General features: G+C 69.4%; 15 protein-coding genes. 1 reads left to right on the top strand and 14 read right to left on the bottom strand.

What is annotated here, in order from left to right:
* Positions 1 to 21: 21 nt before the first annotated feature.
* From rpoZ to pyrR, 11 genes are all read right to left on the bottom strand, one after another.
* The gene (gene rpoZ / locus ABIE67_RS09400; RefSeq protein ID WP_003988945.1) at positions 22 to 294 is read right to left on the bottom strand and encodes a DNA-directed RNA polymerase subunit omega; all 273 of its coding nucleotides are present in this window, start codon (positions 292 to 294) and stop codon (positions 22 to 24) included.
* A gap of 85 nt (positions 295 to 379) precedes the next feature.
* Positions 380 to 937, bottom strand: coding sequence for a guanylate kinase (gmk, locus tag ABIE67_RS09405; RefSeq protein WP_370255834.1), 558 nt, complete (start codon positions 935 to 937; stop codon positions 380 to 382).
* A 58-nt stretch (positions 938 to 995) separates the two neighbouring features.
* On the bottom strand, positions 996 to 1,319 hold the full coding sequence (locus ABIE67_RS09410) for an integration host factor (protein ID WP_003977346.1): 324 nt from the start codon (positions 1,317 to 1,319) through the stop codon (positions 996 to 998).
* 299 nt (positions 1,320 to 1,618) lie between these two features.
* A complete protein-coding gene (pyrF, locus tag ABIE67_RS09415) occupies positions 1,619 to 2,464 on the bottom strand; it encodes an orotidine-5'-phosphate decarboxylase (protein WP_370255835.1) in 846 nt (281 codons plus the stop codon).
* Complete coding sequence (locus tag ABIE67_RS09420) at positions 2,461 to 3,576, bottom strand: quinone-dependent dihydroorotate dehydrogenase (RefSeq protein ID WP_370255836.1); 1,116 nt, start codon at positions 3,574 to 3,576, stop codon at positions 2,461 to 2,463. The genes pyrF and ABIE67_RS09420 overlap by 4 nt, the downstream gene beginning before the upstream one ends.
* A 54-nt stretch (positions 3,577 to 3,630) precedes the next feature.
* Positions 3,631 to 6,939: a carbamoyl-phosphate synthase large subunit gene (gene carB, locus ABIE67_RS09425; RefSeq protein ID WP_370255837.1), complete on the bottom strand. Its 3,309-nt coding sequence runs from the start codon at positions 6,937 to 6,939 to the stop codon at positions 3,631 to 3,633.
* Complete coding sequence (carA, locus tag ABIE67_RS09430) at positions 6,932 to 8,089, bottom strand: glutamine-hydrolyzing carbamoyl-phosphate synthase small subunit (RefSeq protein WP_370255838.1); 1,158 nt, start codon at positions 8,087 to 8,089, stop codon at positions 6,932 to 6,934. The genes carB and carA overlap by 8 nt, the downstream gene beginning before the upstream one ends.
* Positions 8,086 to 8,682 carry a hypothetical protein gene (locus ABIE67_RS09435; RefSeq protein WP_370255839.1) on the bottom strand — a complete coding sequence of 199 codons (597 nt, stop codon included), beginning with the start codon at positions 8,680 to 8,682 and terminating at the stop codon, positions 8,086 to 8,088. The genes carA and ABIE67_RS09435 overlap by 4 nt, the downstream gene beginning before the upstream one ends.
* Positions 8,679 to 9,965 (bottom strand): dihydroorotase, encoded by a 1,287-nt coding sequence (locus tag ABIE67_RS09440; RefSeq protein ID WP_370255840.1) that lies wholly within the window; start codon positions 9,963 to 9,965, stop codon positions 8,679 to 8,681. The genes ABIE67_RS09435 and ABIE67_RS09440 overlap by 4 nt, the downstream gene beginning before the upstream one ends.
* Before the next feature lie 5 nt (positions 9,966 to 9,970).
* Positions 9,971 to 10,951 carry an aspartate carbamoyltransferase catalytic subunit gene (locus tag ABIE67_RS09445; protein WP_370255841.1) on the bottom strand — a complete coding sequence of 327 codons (981 nt, stop codon included), beginning with the start codon at positions 10,949 to 10,951 and terminating at the stop codon, positions 9,971 to 9,973.
* Positions 10,952 to 11,056: 105 nt separating this feature from the next.
* A complete protein-coding gene (pyrR, locus tag ABIE67_RS09450; protein ID WP_370255842.1) occupies positions 11,057 to 11,626 on the bottom strand; it encodes a bifunctional pyr operon transcriptional regulator/uracil phosphoribosyltransferase PyrR in 570 nt (189 codons plus the stop codon).
* Between the two features lie 253 nt (positions 11,627 to 11,879).
* On the opposite strand from pyrR, the gene bldD reads away from it, so the two are divergent.
* Entirely contained in the window at positions 11,880 to 12,383 is a 504-nt protein-coding gene (bldD, locus tag ABIE67_RS09455) for a transcriptional regulator BldD (RefSeq protein ID WP_004002691.1), read from the top strand.
* A 171-nt stretch (positions 12,384 to 12,554) separates the two neighbouring features.
* On the opposite strand, the gene nusB is transcribed toward bldD, so the two are convergent.
* Genes nusB through ABIE67_RS09470 form a run of 3 tightly spaced genes read right to left on the bottom strand, consistent with a single transcriptional unit; the run spans position 12,555 to position 14,714 of the window.
* Positions 12,555 to 12,989 carry a transcription antitermination factor NusB gene (nusB, locus tag ABIE67_RS09460; protein WP_370255843.1) on the bottom strand — a complete coding sequence of 145 codons (435 nt, stop codon included), beginning with the start codon at positions 12,987 to 12,989 and terminating at the stop codon, positions 12,555 to 12,557.
* 2 nt (positions 12,990 to 12,991) lie between these two features.
* Positions 12,992 to 13,558, bottom strand: coding sequence for an elongation factor P (gene efp / locus ABIE67_RS09465; protein WP_033532566.1), 567 nt, complete (start codon positions 13,556 to 13,558; stop codon positions 12,992 to 12,994).
* A 49-nt stretch (positions 13,559 to 13,607) separates the two neighbouring features.
* The gene (locus ABIE67_RS09470; RefSeq protein WP_370255844.1) at positions 13,608 to 14,714 is read right to left on the bottom strand and encodes an aminopeptidase P family protein; all 1,107 of its coding nucleotides are present in this window, start codon (positions 14,712 to 14,714) and stop codon (positions 13,608 to 13,610) included.
* Between the last annotated feature and the right edge of the window lie 194 nt (positions 14,715 to 14,908).

Genomic DNA, 14,908 nt, shown 5'->3' on the forward strand with positions numbered 1-14,908 from the left:
GCTCAAAGCTGAAAATACTAATTACTGCGCCGGGCCCTCGACGGCCTCGGACGTCAGCAGACCCGCGTTGATCTCGCGCAGTGCGATCGAGAGCGGCTTCTCGTGGACGTGGGTGTCGACGAGCGGACCGACGTACTCGAGGAGGCCCTCGCCGAGCTGCGAGTAGTACGCGTTGATCTGGCGGGCCCGCTTGGCCGCGTAGATCACGAGGCTGTACTTCGAGTCCGTGGCCTCGAGAAGCTCGTCGATCGGCGGGTTGATGATGCCCTCGGGCGCGGAGATGGAAGAGGACACGCTCTACCTTCCGATGGATGGGAAAGATTCAGTGTGAATGATCAAGCCTGAGCGAAACGGCCAAGCTTTCAACGATCAATCACGATCACACAACGTCCATCAAGGCTAGCAGCTCGCGGGCCACGTCCTCGACGGAGGTGTTGACCAAGGTCACATCGAACTCCGGCTCGGCCGCCAGCTCGACCTTCGCCGCGTCCAGGCGGCGCTCGATCACCTCGGGCGGCTCGGTGCCACGTCCGGTGAGTCTGCGCACGAGCTCCTCCCAGGAGGGAGGAGCCAGGAACACCAGCTGGGCCTCCGCCATGGACTCGCGGACCTGCCGGGCGCCCTGGAGATCGATCTCCAGGAGGACGGGCTCCCCCGCCTCCAGCCTCTCCAGCACGGCCGCACGCGGCGTGCCGTAGCGGTTGCCGGCGAACTCGGCCCACTCCAGCAGCTCACCGTTGGCGATCAGCTTGTCCATCTCCTCGTCGGTGACGAAGAAGTAGTGGACTCCGTGCTGCTCGCCCGGGCGTGGCTTGCGGGTCGTCGCCGACACCGAGAGCCAGACCTCGGGGTGTTCCTTGCGCATATGGGCGACGACCGTGCTCTTGCCGACCCCGGAGGGGCCGGAGAGCACGGTCAGCCGCGGACGTTCACTCATGCAGCGATTATTCCAGCAATCCCGGAGTGCCCGGGACTCCCGGTCCGGAGTGACCGGATCAGGAGCCGGTGCTGCCGAACTCGCGCTCCAGGGAAGCGATCTGGTTCGAACCGAGGCCACGCACGCGGCGGCTCTCGGAGATACCGAGTCGCTCCATGATCTGCTTGGCGCGGACCTTGCCCACGCCCGGCAGGGACTCGAGCAGGGCGGAGACCTTCATCTTGCCGATGACGTCGTTCTCCTGGCCCTGCTTGATGACCTCGTGAAGGGAGGCGCCGGAGTGCTTGAGTCGATTCTTGACCTCGGCCCGCTCCCGGCGAGCCGCGGCGGCCTTTTCGAGCGCGGCTGCGCGCTGTTCAGGGGTAAGGGGCGGAAGAGCCACGCCTACGTCACCTCGGATGTTGAACTGTCGGATACGGACCGGTGAGGAACCTAGTCGCCCCACACCTGGGGAGCCACGAGCAACACGCTTGCCCGTTGACTCTCGTCGGAGACTAGCGGCCAAGTCCGCCAGAGTCAGCGAGAACAGCGGAAAAGTCCTGGTCAGCCTCCGTCAGGCCGGACATTTAGGACATAATGCCCCGGATTTGAGGATGTATTCAGACTCAAGTCGTCCCCGCGCCACCCGCCGAAGGACTCATCGAAGGTCTCAACGAGCGGCTCGAACGCCCCTGACGCCGGTCAGACACCCGACACAGCGTCCGCCACCTCGTCGGCGAAGCGTGACGCGACCTCACGCAGTGCGACGACATCGGGCCCGTGGCGCAGCACACCCCGGCTGACGTTCGGCACGACATTGCGTGCCGCGGCACCGAAGACCCGGGGAAGGTCCGCCGGCGTGGCCCCCTGGGCCCCGATGCCGGGTGCGAGGAGCGGACCGTTGATGTCGAGGTCGTACGACGACAGGTCGCCGAGCGTGGCGCCGACGACCGCCCCGAATGAGCCCAGCGGCTCCTCCCCCACGTTCTCGGCGGCCAGGTGCGCCAGCATCGTCGCGCCGACGGTGCGGCCGTCCGCGCGGACCGCGTGCTGGACCTCGCCGCCCTCCGGGTTCGAGGTCAGCGCGAGCACGAACAGGCCGGTGCCGCTCTCGCGCGCCAGGGCGATCGCCGGCGAGAGCGACCCGTAGCCGAGATACGGCGAGACCGTCAGCGCGTCCGAGAACAGCGGGGAGTCCTTGCGGAGGAAGGACTCGGCGTACGCGGCCATGGTCGAGCCGATGTCCCCGCGCTTGGCGTCCATCACCACCAGCGCCCCGGCCGCCCGCGCCTCCTCGACGGACTTCTCCAGCACGGCGACGCCACGCGAACCGAAGCGCTCGAAGAACGCGCTCTGCGGCTTGAGCACGGCGACCCGGTCGGCCATCGCCTCGACGACCGTGCGGCTGAACCGCTCCAGACCGGCCACGTCGTCGTTCAGGCCCCACTCGGCGAGCAGGGACGCGTGCGGGTCGATACCGACACACAGAGGGCCACGCTCGTCCATCGCGCGGCGGAGACGGGCACCGAAGGGTTCCAGGGCGGTCATGCGGCTTCCTCGGCCTTCCTGACGTCGGCGCCGACCGCGTCGGCGAGGGTGTCGTACGGGCTGGTACGCAGGCGTGCGGCGAGCCCCTTGTGCATGGCACGGCCCCAGAAGGGACCCTCGTAGATGAAGGCGCTGTATCCCTGGACCAGCGTGGCGCCGGCCAGGATGCGCTGCCAGGCGTCCTCGGCGTTCTCGATGCCACCGACGCCCACGAGGGTGATCCGGTCGCCCACGCGCGCGTACAGGCGCCGCAGGACCTCCAGGGAGCGCTCCTTGAGGGGCGCGCCGGAGAGTCCGCCGACCTCCTTGACCAACGAGGGTTCGGATTTCAAACCGAGGCTCTCGCGCGCGATGGTGGTGTTCGTGGCGATGATCCCGTCCAGACCGAGTTCGACGGCCAGGTCGGCGACCGCGTCGACGTCCTCGTCGGCGAGATCCGGCGCGATCTTGACGAGCAGCGGTACGCGGCGGCCGGTCACCGTACGGTCGGCGGCCTCGCGGACGGCGGTCAGGAGCGGCCGCAGCGACTCCGTGGCCTGGAGGTTGCGCAGACCGGGCGTGTTGGGCGAGGAGACATTGACCACCAGGTAGTCGGCGTACGGCGCCAGCCGCTCCGTCGACTTCACGTAGTCGCCGGCGGCCTCCGCCTCCGGGACGACCTTGGTCTTGCCGATGTTGACGCCCACCACGGTCCTGAAGACGGGCGTACGGGAGGCCAGACGGGCCGCCACGGCCAGCGAGCCCTCGTTGTTGAAGCCCATGCGGTTGATCAGGGCCCGGTCCTTCACCAGGCGGAACAGCCGTTGCTTGGGGTTGCCCGGCTGCGCCTCCCCCGTGACCGTGCCGATCTCGACGTGGTCGAAGCCCAGCATCGACATGCCGTCGATCGCGACCGCGTTCTTGTCGAAGCCTGCCGCGAGCCCGAAGGGGCCGTGCATGCGCAGTCCGAAGGCCTCGGTGCGCAGTTCCTCGTAGCGGGGCGCGAGCGCGGCGGCGACGAAGGTACGCAGCACGGGGATCCTGACGGCGAGCCGGATCCAGCGGAACGCCAGGTGATGCGCCTGCTCCGGGTCCATCCGTTTGAAAACCAGACGGAAGAAAAGCTTGTACATGATGGTGTCCTCACGAAGAGGGGGACACCGTCTCCGGTGTCCCCCTCAGGGCTGCTAGTCGCGGGCCGCGGTCAGATGCTCGGCGTGTTCCTGCAGTGAACGCACGCCCACGTCACCGTGGTTGAGGGCGTCGATGCCCTGGACGGCGGCGGCGAGCGCCTGGACCGTCGTCAGGCACGGGACCGACCGCGCCACGGCCGCCGTACGGATGTCGTAGCCGTCGAGGCGGCCGCCGGTGCCGTACGGGGTGTTGACGATGAGGTCGACCTCGCCGTCGTGGATGAGCTGGACGATGGTCTTCTCGCCGTTCGGGCCGGTGCCCTCGGACTGCTTGCGCACGACGGTGGCGTTGATGCCGTTGCGCTTGAGCACCTCTGCCGTGCCGGACGTGGCGAGCAGTTCGAAGCCGTGGGCGACCAGTTCGCGCGCCGGGAAGATCATCGAGCGCTTGTCGCGGTTGGCGACCGAGATGAACGCGCGCCCCTTGGTCGGCAGCGGACCGTACGCGCCCGCCTGCGACTTGGCGTACGCCGTGCCGAAGACGGAGTCGATGCCCATGACCTCGCCGGTGGAGCGCATCTCCGGGCCGAGGACGGTGTCGACGCCGCGCCCGTGGATGTCGCGGAAGCGCGACCACGGCATGACGGCCTCCTTGACGGAGATCGGCGCGTCGAACGGGAGCTCGCCGCCGTCGCCGTTGGCCGGGAGGAGGCCCTCGGCGCGCAGTTCGGCGATGGTCGCGCCCAGCGAGATCCGGGCGGCGGCCTTCGCCAGCGGTACCGCGGTCGCCTTCGAGGTGAAGGGAACCGTACGGGACGCGCGCGGGTTGGCCTCCAGGACGTAGAGGATGTCGCCGGCCATCGCGAACTGGATGTTGATCAGGCCGCGGACGCCGACGCCCTTGGCGATGGCCTCGGTCGAGGCGCGCAGGCGCTTGATGTCGAAGCCGCCCAGCGTGATCGGCGGCAGCGCGCACGCGGAGTCGCCGGAGTGGATGCCGGCCTCCTCGATGTGCTCCATGACGCCGCCGAGGTACAGCTCCTCGCCGTCGTAGAGCGCGTCGACGTCGATCTCGATCGCGTCGTCCAGGAACCGGTCGACGAGGACCGGCCGCGAGGGGCTGATCTCGGTCGACTCGGCGATGTAGGACTCCAGCCGGGTCTCGTCGTAGACGATCTCCATGCCGCGCCCGCCGAGGACGTACGACGGCCGTACCAGGACCGGGTAGCCGATCTCGTCGGCGATGGCCTTGGCACCCGCGAAGGTGGTCGCGGTGCCGTGCTTGGGGGCCGGGAGGCCCGCCTCGGCCAGGACCCGCCCGAAGGCGCCACGGTCCTCGGCGGCGTGGATGGCCTCCGGGGACGTACCGACGATCGGCACGCCGTTGTCCTTGAGCGCCTGCGAGAGGCCCAGCGGGGTCTGGCCGCCCAGCTGGACCACCACGCCCGCCACCGGGCCGGCCTGCTGCTCCGCGTGGACGATCTCCAGCACGTCTTCCAGCGTCAGCGGCTCGAAGTACAGGCGGTCGGAGGTGTCGTAGTCCGTGGAGACGGTCTCCGGGTTGCAGTTGACCATCACGGTCTCGTAGCCGGCGTCGCTCAGCGCGAAGGAGGCGTGGACGCAGGAGTAGTCGAACTCGATGCCCTGGCCGATGCGGTTGGGACCGGAGCCCAGGATGATGACGGCCGGCTTCTCACGCGGGGCGACCTCCGTCTCCTCGTCGTACGAGGAGTAGAAGTACGGCGTCTTGGCGGCGAACTCGGCGGCGCAGGTGTCGACCGTCTTGTAGACCGGGCGGATGCCCAGCGCGTGCCGGACCTCGCGGACGACGTCCTCGCGCAGGCCGCGGATCTCGCCGATCTGCTGGTCGGAGAAGCCGTGCCGCTTGGCCTCGGCGAGCAGGTCGGGGTCCAGCTTCGGCGCCTCGGCGAGCTCGTCGGCGATCTCCTTGATGAGGAAGAGCTGGTCGACGAACCAGGGGTCGATCTTCGTGTACTCGAAGACCTCCTCCTGCGTGGCGCCCGCGCGGATGGCCTGCATGACCGCGTTGATCCGGCCGTCGGTCGGGCGGACCGCCTCTTCGAGCAGCGCGGTCTTGTCGCCGGGCTCGCCGACGAACGTGAACTGGCTGCCCTTCTTCTCCAGCGAGCGCAGTGCCTTCTGGAAGGCCTCGGTGAAGTTGCGGCCGATGGCCATGGCCTCGCCGACCGACTTCATGGTGGTCGTCAGCGTGGAGTCGGCCTGCGGGAACTTCTCGAAGGCGAACCGGGGCGCCTTGACGACCACGTAGTCGAGCGTCGGCTCGAAGGAGGCCGGGGTCTCCTGCGTGATGTCGTTCGGGATCTCGTCGAGCGTGTAGCCGACGGCGAGCTTGGCGGCGATCTTGGCGATCGGGAAGCCGGTCGCCTTGGAGGCGAGCGCCGAGGACCGCGACACGCGCGGGTTCATCTCGATGACGATCACGCGGCCGTCCTCGGGGTTCACCGCGAACTGGATGTTGCAGCCGCCGGTGTCGACGCCGACCTCGCGGATGACGGCGATGCCGATGTCGCGCAGGGTCTGGTACTCGCGGTCGGTGAGGGTCATGGCCGGGGCGACCGTGATCGAGTCGCCGGTGTGCACGCCCATCGGGTCGAAGTTCTCGATGGAGCAGACGACCACGACGTTGTCGTTCTTGTCGCGCATCAGCTCCAGCTCGTACTCCTTCCAGCCGAGGATGGACTCCTCCAGGAGCACCTCGGTGGTCGGCGAGAGCGTGAGGCCCTGGCCGGCGATGCGGCGCAGCTCCTCCTCGTCGTGCGCGAAGCCGGAGCCGGCGCCGCCCATGGTGAAGGAGGGGCGGACGACGACCGGGTAGCCGCCGAGCGTCTCGACGCCCGCGAGGACGTCCTCCATGGAGTGGCAGATGACCGAGCGGGCGGACTCGCCGTGCCCGATCTTCTGGCGGACGGCCTCGACGACCTCCTTGAACAGGTCGCGGTCCTCGCCCTTGTTGATGGCCTCGACATTGGCGCCGATCAGCTCGACGCCGTACTTCTCGAGCGTGCCCGCCTGGTGGAGCGAGATGGCCGTGTTGAGGGCGGTCTGGCCGCCCAGGGTCGGCAGAAGCGCGTCCGGGCGCTCCTTGGCGATGATCTTCTCGACGAACTCCGGGGTGATCGGCTCGACGTAGGTGGCGTCGGCGATCTCCGGGTCGGTCATGATCGTCGCCGGGTTGGAGTTGACGAGGATGACCCGCAGGCCCTCGGCGCGCAGGATGCGGCACGCCTGGGTGCCGGAGTAGTCGAACTCGGCGGCCTGGCCGATGACGATCGGGCCGGAGCCGATGACCAGGACGGACTGGATATCGGTGCGCTTAGGCACGCTGGCCCTCCATCAGGGATACGAAGCGGTCGAACAGGTAGGCGGCGTCGTGCGGGCCGGCTGCCGCTTCGGGGTGGTACTGGACGCTGAAGGCCGGGCGGTCGAGGAGCTGGAGACCCTCCACCACGTTGTCGTTGAGGCACACGTGGGAGACCTCGGCGCGGCCGTAGGGGGTGTCGGAGACCTTGTCGGTCGGGGCGTCCACGGCGAAGCCGTGGTTGTGCGCGGTGACCTCGACCTTGCCGGTCGTGCGGTCCTGGACCGGCTGGTTGATGCCGCGGTGGCCGTACTTCAGCTTGTAGGTGCCGAAGCCGAGGGCGCGGCCCAGGATCTGATTGCCGAAGCAGATACCGAAGAGCGGGGTGCCGCGCTCCAGGACCGCCTGCATGACGGAGACCGGGTGGTCGGCAGTGGACGGGTCGCCCGGGCCGTTGGAGAAGAACACACCGTCGGGGTTGACGGCGTACACGTCCTCGGCGGTCGCCGTCGCGGGCAGCACGTGCACCTCGATGCCGCGTTCGGCCATCCGGTGCGGGGTCATGCCCTTGATGCCGAGGTCGACGGCGGCGACGGTGAACTTCTTCGTGCCGATCGCCGGGACTACGTACGCCTCCTTGGTGGCGACCTCGGCGGAGAGGTCGGCGCCCTTCATCTCGGGGGCCTGGCGCACCTCGGCGAGCATGGTGCCCTCGTCGGGCAGCGCGTTGCCGGAGAAGATGCCGACGCGCATGGCGCCGCGCTCGCGCAGGTGGCGGGTGAGCGCGCGGGTGTCGATGCCGGAGATCCCGACGACGCCCTGGTGGCGCAGCTCGTCGTCCAGCGAGCGCCGGGAGCGCCAGTTGGACGGCACGCGCGCGGGGTCGCGCACGACGTATCCGGCGACCCAGATCTGCTTGCTCTCCGGGTCCTCGTCGTTGACGCCGGTGTTGCCGACGTGCGGGGCCGTCATCACGACGACCTGGCGGTGGTACGACGGGTCGGTGAGGGTCTCCTGGTAGCCGGTCATGCCGGTGGAGAACACGGCCTCGCCGAAGGTCACCCCCGCGGCCCCGTAGGCGCGGCCGCGGAAGATCCGGCCGTCCTCCAGGACGAGTACGGCGGGAGCCGCCTTGTGCCTCGGCGAGGCGGTCCCCTGGATGGAGGTCGTCATCGTTCGGCGCCTTCCGTGCTGTTGATGCTGTTCGTTTTGATCATGGAGTTAATGACGTCGACCCACTCGTTGTGCTCCGCCGCATGGTCCGAGCGGAACCCGGAGTCGATCAGCCGTTCGCCGTGCGCCCAGGTCACGACCAGCAGACCGCCCTCGGTCAGAACCTTGCCGGCGATGCCCTTGTCGAGCCGGGCCTCGCGCAGCCGGTCGGCCGGGACGAAGAAGTCGGCCGCGCCGGGGCGTACGACGTCCAGTCCCGCGTCCGTCAGCGTGAGCTCGACCCGGCTGCGGGTGCCCAGGCCGTGCGCCACGATGCGGTCCAGCCACTGACCGGCGGTGGTGGAGCCGTGGTAGCGGCCGCTCATGCTCAGTCTGGCCGGGCCGGGGTCGTCCGGCGCGCTGGGCAGCTCGGGCAGGTCGCCCTGGAGCGTGCCGCGCCACTTCCAGCCCTCGCGCATCAGCCAGTAGACGAGCGCGACGAAGAGGAGGAGTCCGACGACCCAGCCGATGCGGGCGGCCCAGTCGGTCACTTCGGCCGACTTCTGTTCGGCCGCGAGCCCGGTTCCGGCTGCGAGCAGTGTTGCAGGTGTCACGTGAGCTTCCCGTCGACGAGCGTGGCCTTGCCCCGGAGCCACGTGTGCGTCACACGGCCCGGCAGCTCGCGCCCCTCGTACGGAGTGTTGCGGCTGCGCGAGGCGAAGCCCTCGGGGTCCACGGACCCACGGTATTCCGTGTCGACGAGCGTGAGGTTGGCGGGCTCACCAGCCGAGACGGGTCGGCCGTGCCCCTTGGCCTGCCCGATCTCGGCGGGCTTGAAGGACATGCGCTCGGCGACCCCGGCCCAGGTGAGGAGCCCGGTTTCCACCATGGTCTCCTGCACCACTGACAACGCGGTTTCCAGGCCCACCATCCCCATGGCGGCCGCGGCCCATTCGCAGTCCTTGTCCTCGTGCGGGTGCGGGGCGTGGTCGGTGGCGACGATGTCGATCGTGCCGTCGGCGAGCGCCTCGCGCAGCGCCAGCACGTCACGCTCGGTGCGCAGCGGCGGGTTGACCTTGTAGACCGGGTTGTACGAGCGGACCAGCTCGTCGGTGAGGAGCAGGTGGTGCGGGGTGACCTCGGCGGTGACGTCGATACCCCGGGACTTGGCCCAGCGGACGATCTCGACCGAGCCGGCGGTCGAGAGGTGGCAGATGTGGACGCGGGAGCCGACGTGCTCGGCGAGCAGGACATCCCGGGCGATGATCGATTCTTCGGCCACCGCGGGCCAGCCCCCGAGCCCCAGCTCGGCGGAGACGACGCCCTCGTTCATCTGGGCGCCCTCGGTCAGCCGCGGCTCCTGCGCGTGCTGGGCGACGACACCGCCGAAGGCCTTCACGTACTCCAGCGCCCGCCGCATGATCACGGCGTCGTCGACGCACTTGCCGTCGTCGGAGAAGACGGTGACACCGGCGGCGGACTCGTGCATGGCCCCCAGCTCGGCGAGCTTCTTGCCTTCCAGGCCGACGGTCACGGCACCGATGGGCTGCACATCGCAGTAACCGTGCTCCTGGCCGAGCCGGTAGACCTGCTCGACGACACCGGCGGTGTCCGCGACCGGGAAGGTGTTGGCCATGGCGAAGACGGCCGTGTAACCGCCCGAGGCGGCCGCGCGCGTACCGGTCAGGACGGTCTCGGAGTCCTCGCGCCCGGGCTCGCGCAGGTGGGTGTGCAGGTCGACGAGCCCCGGCAGGAGCACCTTGCCGTCGGCCTCGACGACGTCGGCGCCGTCGGCGCTCAGACCGGTGCCTACCCGCGCGATCGTCTGGCTGTCGATCAGCACGTCCTGCGGCTCGCCGCCGAGCACCTTCGCACCACGGATCAGGATCTTGCTCATCTGTCTTACTTCTCCTCGGTGGTACGGGCGTGGGTGAGGGCGGGTTCGTTGCCCCCGAGCAGCAGATACAGAACGGCCATCCGGATGGACACTCCGTTTGCGACCTGTTCGACGACGGTGCAGCGGTCCGAGTCGGCGACCTCCGCGGTGATCTCCATGCCGCGCACCATCGGGCCGGGGTGCATCACGATGGCGTGCTCGGGCATCCGCGCCATGCGGTCACCGTCGAGGCCGTAGCGCCGCGAGTACTCGCGCTCGGTCGGGAAGAAGGCGGCGTTCATGCGCTCGCGCTGCACGCGCAGCATCATCACCGCGTCGGTCTTCGCCAGCGTGCTGTCGAGGTCGTAGGAGACCTCGCACGGCCAGGTCTCGACGCCGACCGGCACCAGGGTCGGCGGGGCGACGAGGGTGACCTCGGCGCCCAGGGTGTGCAGCAGGTCGACGTTGGAGCGGGCGACCCGGCTGTGCAGGACGTCGCCGACGATCGTGATGCGCCTGCCGGCGAGGTCCTGGCCGAGCCCGGCGTCCCGGCCGACGAGCCGCCGGCGCATGGTGAAGGCGTCCAGCAGGGCCTGGGTGGGGTGCTGGTGGGTGCCGTCGCCGGCGTTGATGACGGCGGCGTCGATCCAGCCGGAGTTGGCGAGGCGGTACGGCGCTCCGGAGGCGCCGTGCCGGATGACGACGGCGTCGACACCCATGGCCTCCAGGGTCTGGGCGGTGTCCTTCAGGGACTCGCCCTTGGACACGCTCGAGCCCTTGGCGGTGAAGTTGATGACGTCCGCGGAGAGGCGCTTCTCTGCGGCCTCGAAGGAGATACGCGTGCGCGTGGAGTCCTCGAAGAAGAGGTTCACGACGGTGCGGCCGCGCAAGGTCGGCAGCTTCTTGATCGGCCGGTCGGCGACCCGGGCCATCTCCTCGGCGGTGTCGAGGATCAGGACGGCGTCGTCGCGGGTGAGGTCGGCGGCCGAGATGAGATGACGCTGCATCTGTCAGGCTCCGTAAGGCAGTTCAGGTCGGGAGAATTCGGGCGGCACGCGCGCGTGGAGACGCACCGAGGGGGCGTACGACAGCGGCCGTACGCCTTCCGCGTGCTACTGGGGCTGCTTCGCACCGAGCAGCACGGTGTCGCGACCGTCCTCCTCGGCGAGCTGGACCTTGACCGTCTCCCGCAACGACGTGGGGAGGTTCTTGCCGACGTAGTCGGCGCGGATGGGCAGTTCGCGGTGGCCTCTGTCGACGAGGACCGCGAGCTGCACCGCACGGGGGCGCCCGATGTCGTTCAGGGCGTCCAGGGCGGCGCGGATGGTACGGCCGGAGAAGAGGACGTCGTCGACGAGGACGACGAGGCGGCCGTCGATGCCGTCACCGGGAATCTCGGTGCGGGCCAGCGCACGCGGCGGGTGCATGCGCAGGTCGTCGCGGTACATGGTGATGTCGAGCGACCCGACCGGGATCTTGCGCTCGGTGATCTGCTCCAGCTTGGCGGCGAGCCGCTGGGCGAGAAAGACGCCGCGGGTCGGAATGCCGAGGAGTACCACGTCGTCGGCGCCCTTGGCGCGTTCGACGATCTCGTGGGCGATGCGGGTCAACACCCGCGCGATGTCAGGGCCTTCGAGAACGGGCCGGGCGTCGGACGCTTGCGTGTCCTGCTGGCTGTCCATACGAAAGGGACCTCCTTCTCCGCCTCACGGGACGGACCTTAAAGGACGTCTGGTTTGCGCCATCCACCGTACCAGGCCGACGCCCCGCCCCCGTTCACCCCCTTGGCCTAATCGGCCACCGTCGGCACGGAAGAGTCGGTGTGGACCATTCGGCTTGACGCGCCAGAGTAACGCTGCGTAACCTCACAGTGAGTTACCAACCGCGCGGCATGGAACCCAAGCCAGTCGCGTCGACCCAGTGCCGGGGAGCTATATGTCCAGCGAATACGCCAAACAGCTCGGGGCCAAGCTCCGGGCCATCCGCACCCAGCAGGGCCTTTCTCTTCACGGTGTCGAGGAGAAGTCCCAGGGACGCTGGAAGGCCGTTGTGGTCGGTTCGTACGAGCGCGGGGACCGCGCCGTGACCGTGCAGCGCCTCGCCGAGTTGGCGGATTTCTACGGCGTCCCGGTGCAGGAGCTGCTTCCGGGCACCACGCCGGGCGGCGCCGCCGAGCCGCCGCCGAAGCTGGTCCTGGACCTGGAGCGCCTGGCCCATGTACCGGCCGAGAAGGCGGGCCCCCTGCAGCGGTACGCCGCGACGATCCAGTCGCAGCGCGGTGACTACAACGGCAAGGTGCTCTCGATCCGCCAGGACGACCTGCGCACACTCGCCGTCATCTACGACCAGTCGCCCTCGGTCCTCACCGAGCAGCTGATCAGCTGGGGTGTGCTGGATGCGGACGCGCGTCGCGCGGTCTCCCACGCCGAGGAGAGCTGAGCGCTCAGTGGGTTGAGCCCCTTCAGCAGAAACGTGCCGCCGGGGTGGCCGGAACTATGCGGTTCCGGCCACCCCGGCGGCGTTCTGTGGGCCTGAGGGACCCCAGAGGTACTGGAATGCCGGAGGGCCCGCAGCGGGGATGCTGCGGGCCCTCCGGCGTCTTCGAAACCCCTACGCCTCGTCTCGGCGCAGAGATGGCTTCAGGTCCTTGAGCCGGCCGAGCAGGCCGTTGACGAACGAGGGCGACTCGTCCGTGGAGAACTCCTTCGCCAGCTGCACCATCTCGTCCAGCACGACCGCGTCCGGAGTCTCGTCGACCCAGATCAATTCGTACGCACCGAGGCGCAGGATGTTGCGGTCCACGACCGGCATCCGGTCGAGCGTCCAGCCGACCGAGTACTGGGCGATCAGCTCGTCGATCCGCTTCGCGTGCACCGCGTAGCCCTCGACCAGCTGCATCGTGTACTCGCTCACCGGCGGCTGCCGGGTGTCGGTCCGGGAGAGCCGGACCCAGTCCGCGAGGACCGTCAGGACGTCGACGCCGCGCTGGTCGCCCTCGAAGAGGATCTGGAAGGCGCGCTTGCGGGCCGTGTTGCGGGCAGCCACGGTTAGCTGTTCACCCGGCCGAGGTAGTCGCTCGTGCGGGTGTCGACCTTGATCTTCTCACCGGTGGTGATGAAGAGCGGGACCTGGATCTGGTGGCCGGTCTCCAGCGTGGCGGGCTTGGTGCCGCCGGTGGAGCGGTCGCCCTGGACACCCGGCTCGGTCTCCTGGATGACGAGCTCGACGGCGGCGGGCAGCTCGACGAAGAGCACCTCGCCCTCGTGCTGCGCCACGGTCGCGGTGAAGCCCTCGATCAGGAAGTTGGCAGCGTCGCCGACGGCCTTGCGGTCGACCATGAGCTGGTCGTAGGTCTCCATGTCCATGAAGACGAAGTACTCGCCGTCCATGTAGGAGAACTGCATGTCGCGCTTGTCGACAGTGGCCGTCTCGACCTTGACGCCGGCGTTGAACGTCTTGTCGACGACCTTGCCGGAGAGCACGTTCTTGAGCTTGGTGCGCACGAAGGCCGGGCCCTTGCCGGGCTTGACGTGCTGGAACTCGACGACGGACCAGAGCTGGCCGCCTTCGAGCTTGAGCACCAGGCCGTTCTTGAGGTCGTTCGTGGAAGCCACGGTTGCGGAATCTCCTGGACTGACGTGGACGACCCCGGGGCACGCACTCCTACAGCGCGAGCAGCTCCTTGGTCGTGATGGTGAGTAGCTCGGGTCCGCCGTCCGCCTCGGGGCGTACGACGAGCGTGTCATCGATCCGGACGCCGCCCCGGCCGGGGAGGTGGACCCCCGGTTCGACGGTGACCGGCACGCAAGCGTCCAGTTTACCCATGGCCGCGGGAGCCAACTGCGGGTCCTCGTCGATTTCGAGTCCCACACCGTGCCCCGTCAGCGCCGGAAGCCCTTGCGCGTACCCTGCCGAGTCCAGCACCTGACGTGCCGCGCGGTCAACATCACGGTAGGCGGCGCCCGGTGCCAGCGACTCCCGTCCGGCGCGCTGAGCGGCGAATACGAGGTCGTACAGCTCGATCTGCCAGTCGGCGGGGGACGTACCGATGACGAAGGTACGGCCGATCTCGCACCGGTAGCCGCGGTAGGTGGCCCCGAGGCAGACGGAGAGGAAGTCTCCCTCCTCCACCCTGCGGTCGGTCGGGCGATGGGCACGGCGGCCGGCGTTCGGGCCGGTGGCGACGGAGGTGGGGAAGGCGGGGCCGTCGGCGCCGTGATCGACCAGGCGTCGTTCGAGTTCGAGGGCGAGGTGGCGTTCGGTGCGGCCGACGAGGATGGATTCCAGGAGTTCCCCGAGTGCCTGGTCGGCGATCTCCGCGCCGATCCTGAGGCAGGAGATCTCCTCCTCGTCCTTGACCACCCGGAGCTGCTCGACCGCGCCGCCGAGGTCGGCGAGGCGCAGGCGTGGGACGACCGAGCGGATGGCTCGGTGGCGGGCCACGGTCAGGTGGTGTTCCTCCACGGCGAGGGAGACCCCGCCCTGGCCTGCGGCGAGGTCGGCCGCGGCGACGGCGGGGTCGCCTCCGGGGCCGGGGAGGGCGTGGATCCGCAGTGCCTCGTCGGGACGGCCCTCGGCGGGGCGGTCGTCGGGCGGGCCGGCGCACACGAGCAGGTCTTCGGTCTTGCCGAGGAGCAGCACGGAGCCCTGTGGGGCGGCGCCCGCGAGGTAGCGGACGTTGGCGGGGCGGGAGATCAGCGCGGTGGCGCTGCCGCTGGCTTGGCAGCGGTCCCTCAGCCGGGATCGGCGGGTGGCGTACACCTCTGACATGACCCGAGCGTAAGAGCTCCGCTCGGTTGGCGCCGGTTGAGGGCGGCTGAGTGGGCGGTGTCTGGATTGTGCGGGTTGGTGGGGTGCCGGTCGGGGGCGGGGGTGCGGCTTGCGGGTGTGTGCGGTCTGCGGGTGGGTGGGGGGCGGGTCGGGGTGCCGCGCGAGGTTGCGTGCCGTCTGCAGGTGCGTGGGGG

The sequence above is a fragment of the Streptomyces sp. V4I8 genome (genome assembly GCF_041261225.1).
In the GTDB taxonomy this organism is placed as follows: Bacteria; Actinomycetota; Actinomycetes; order Streptomycetales; family Streptomycetaceae; genus Streptomyces.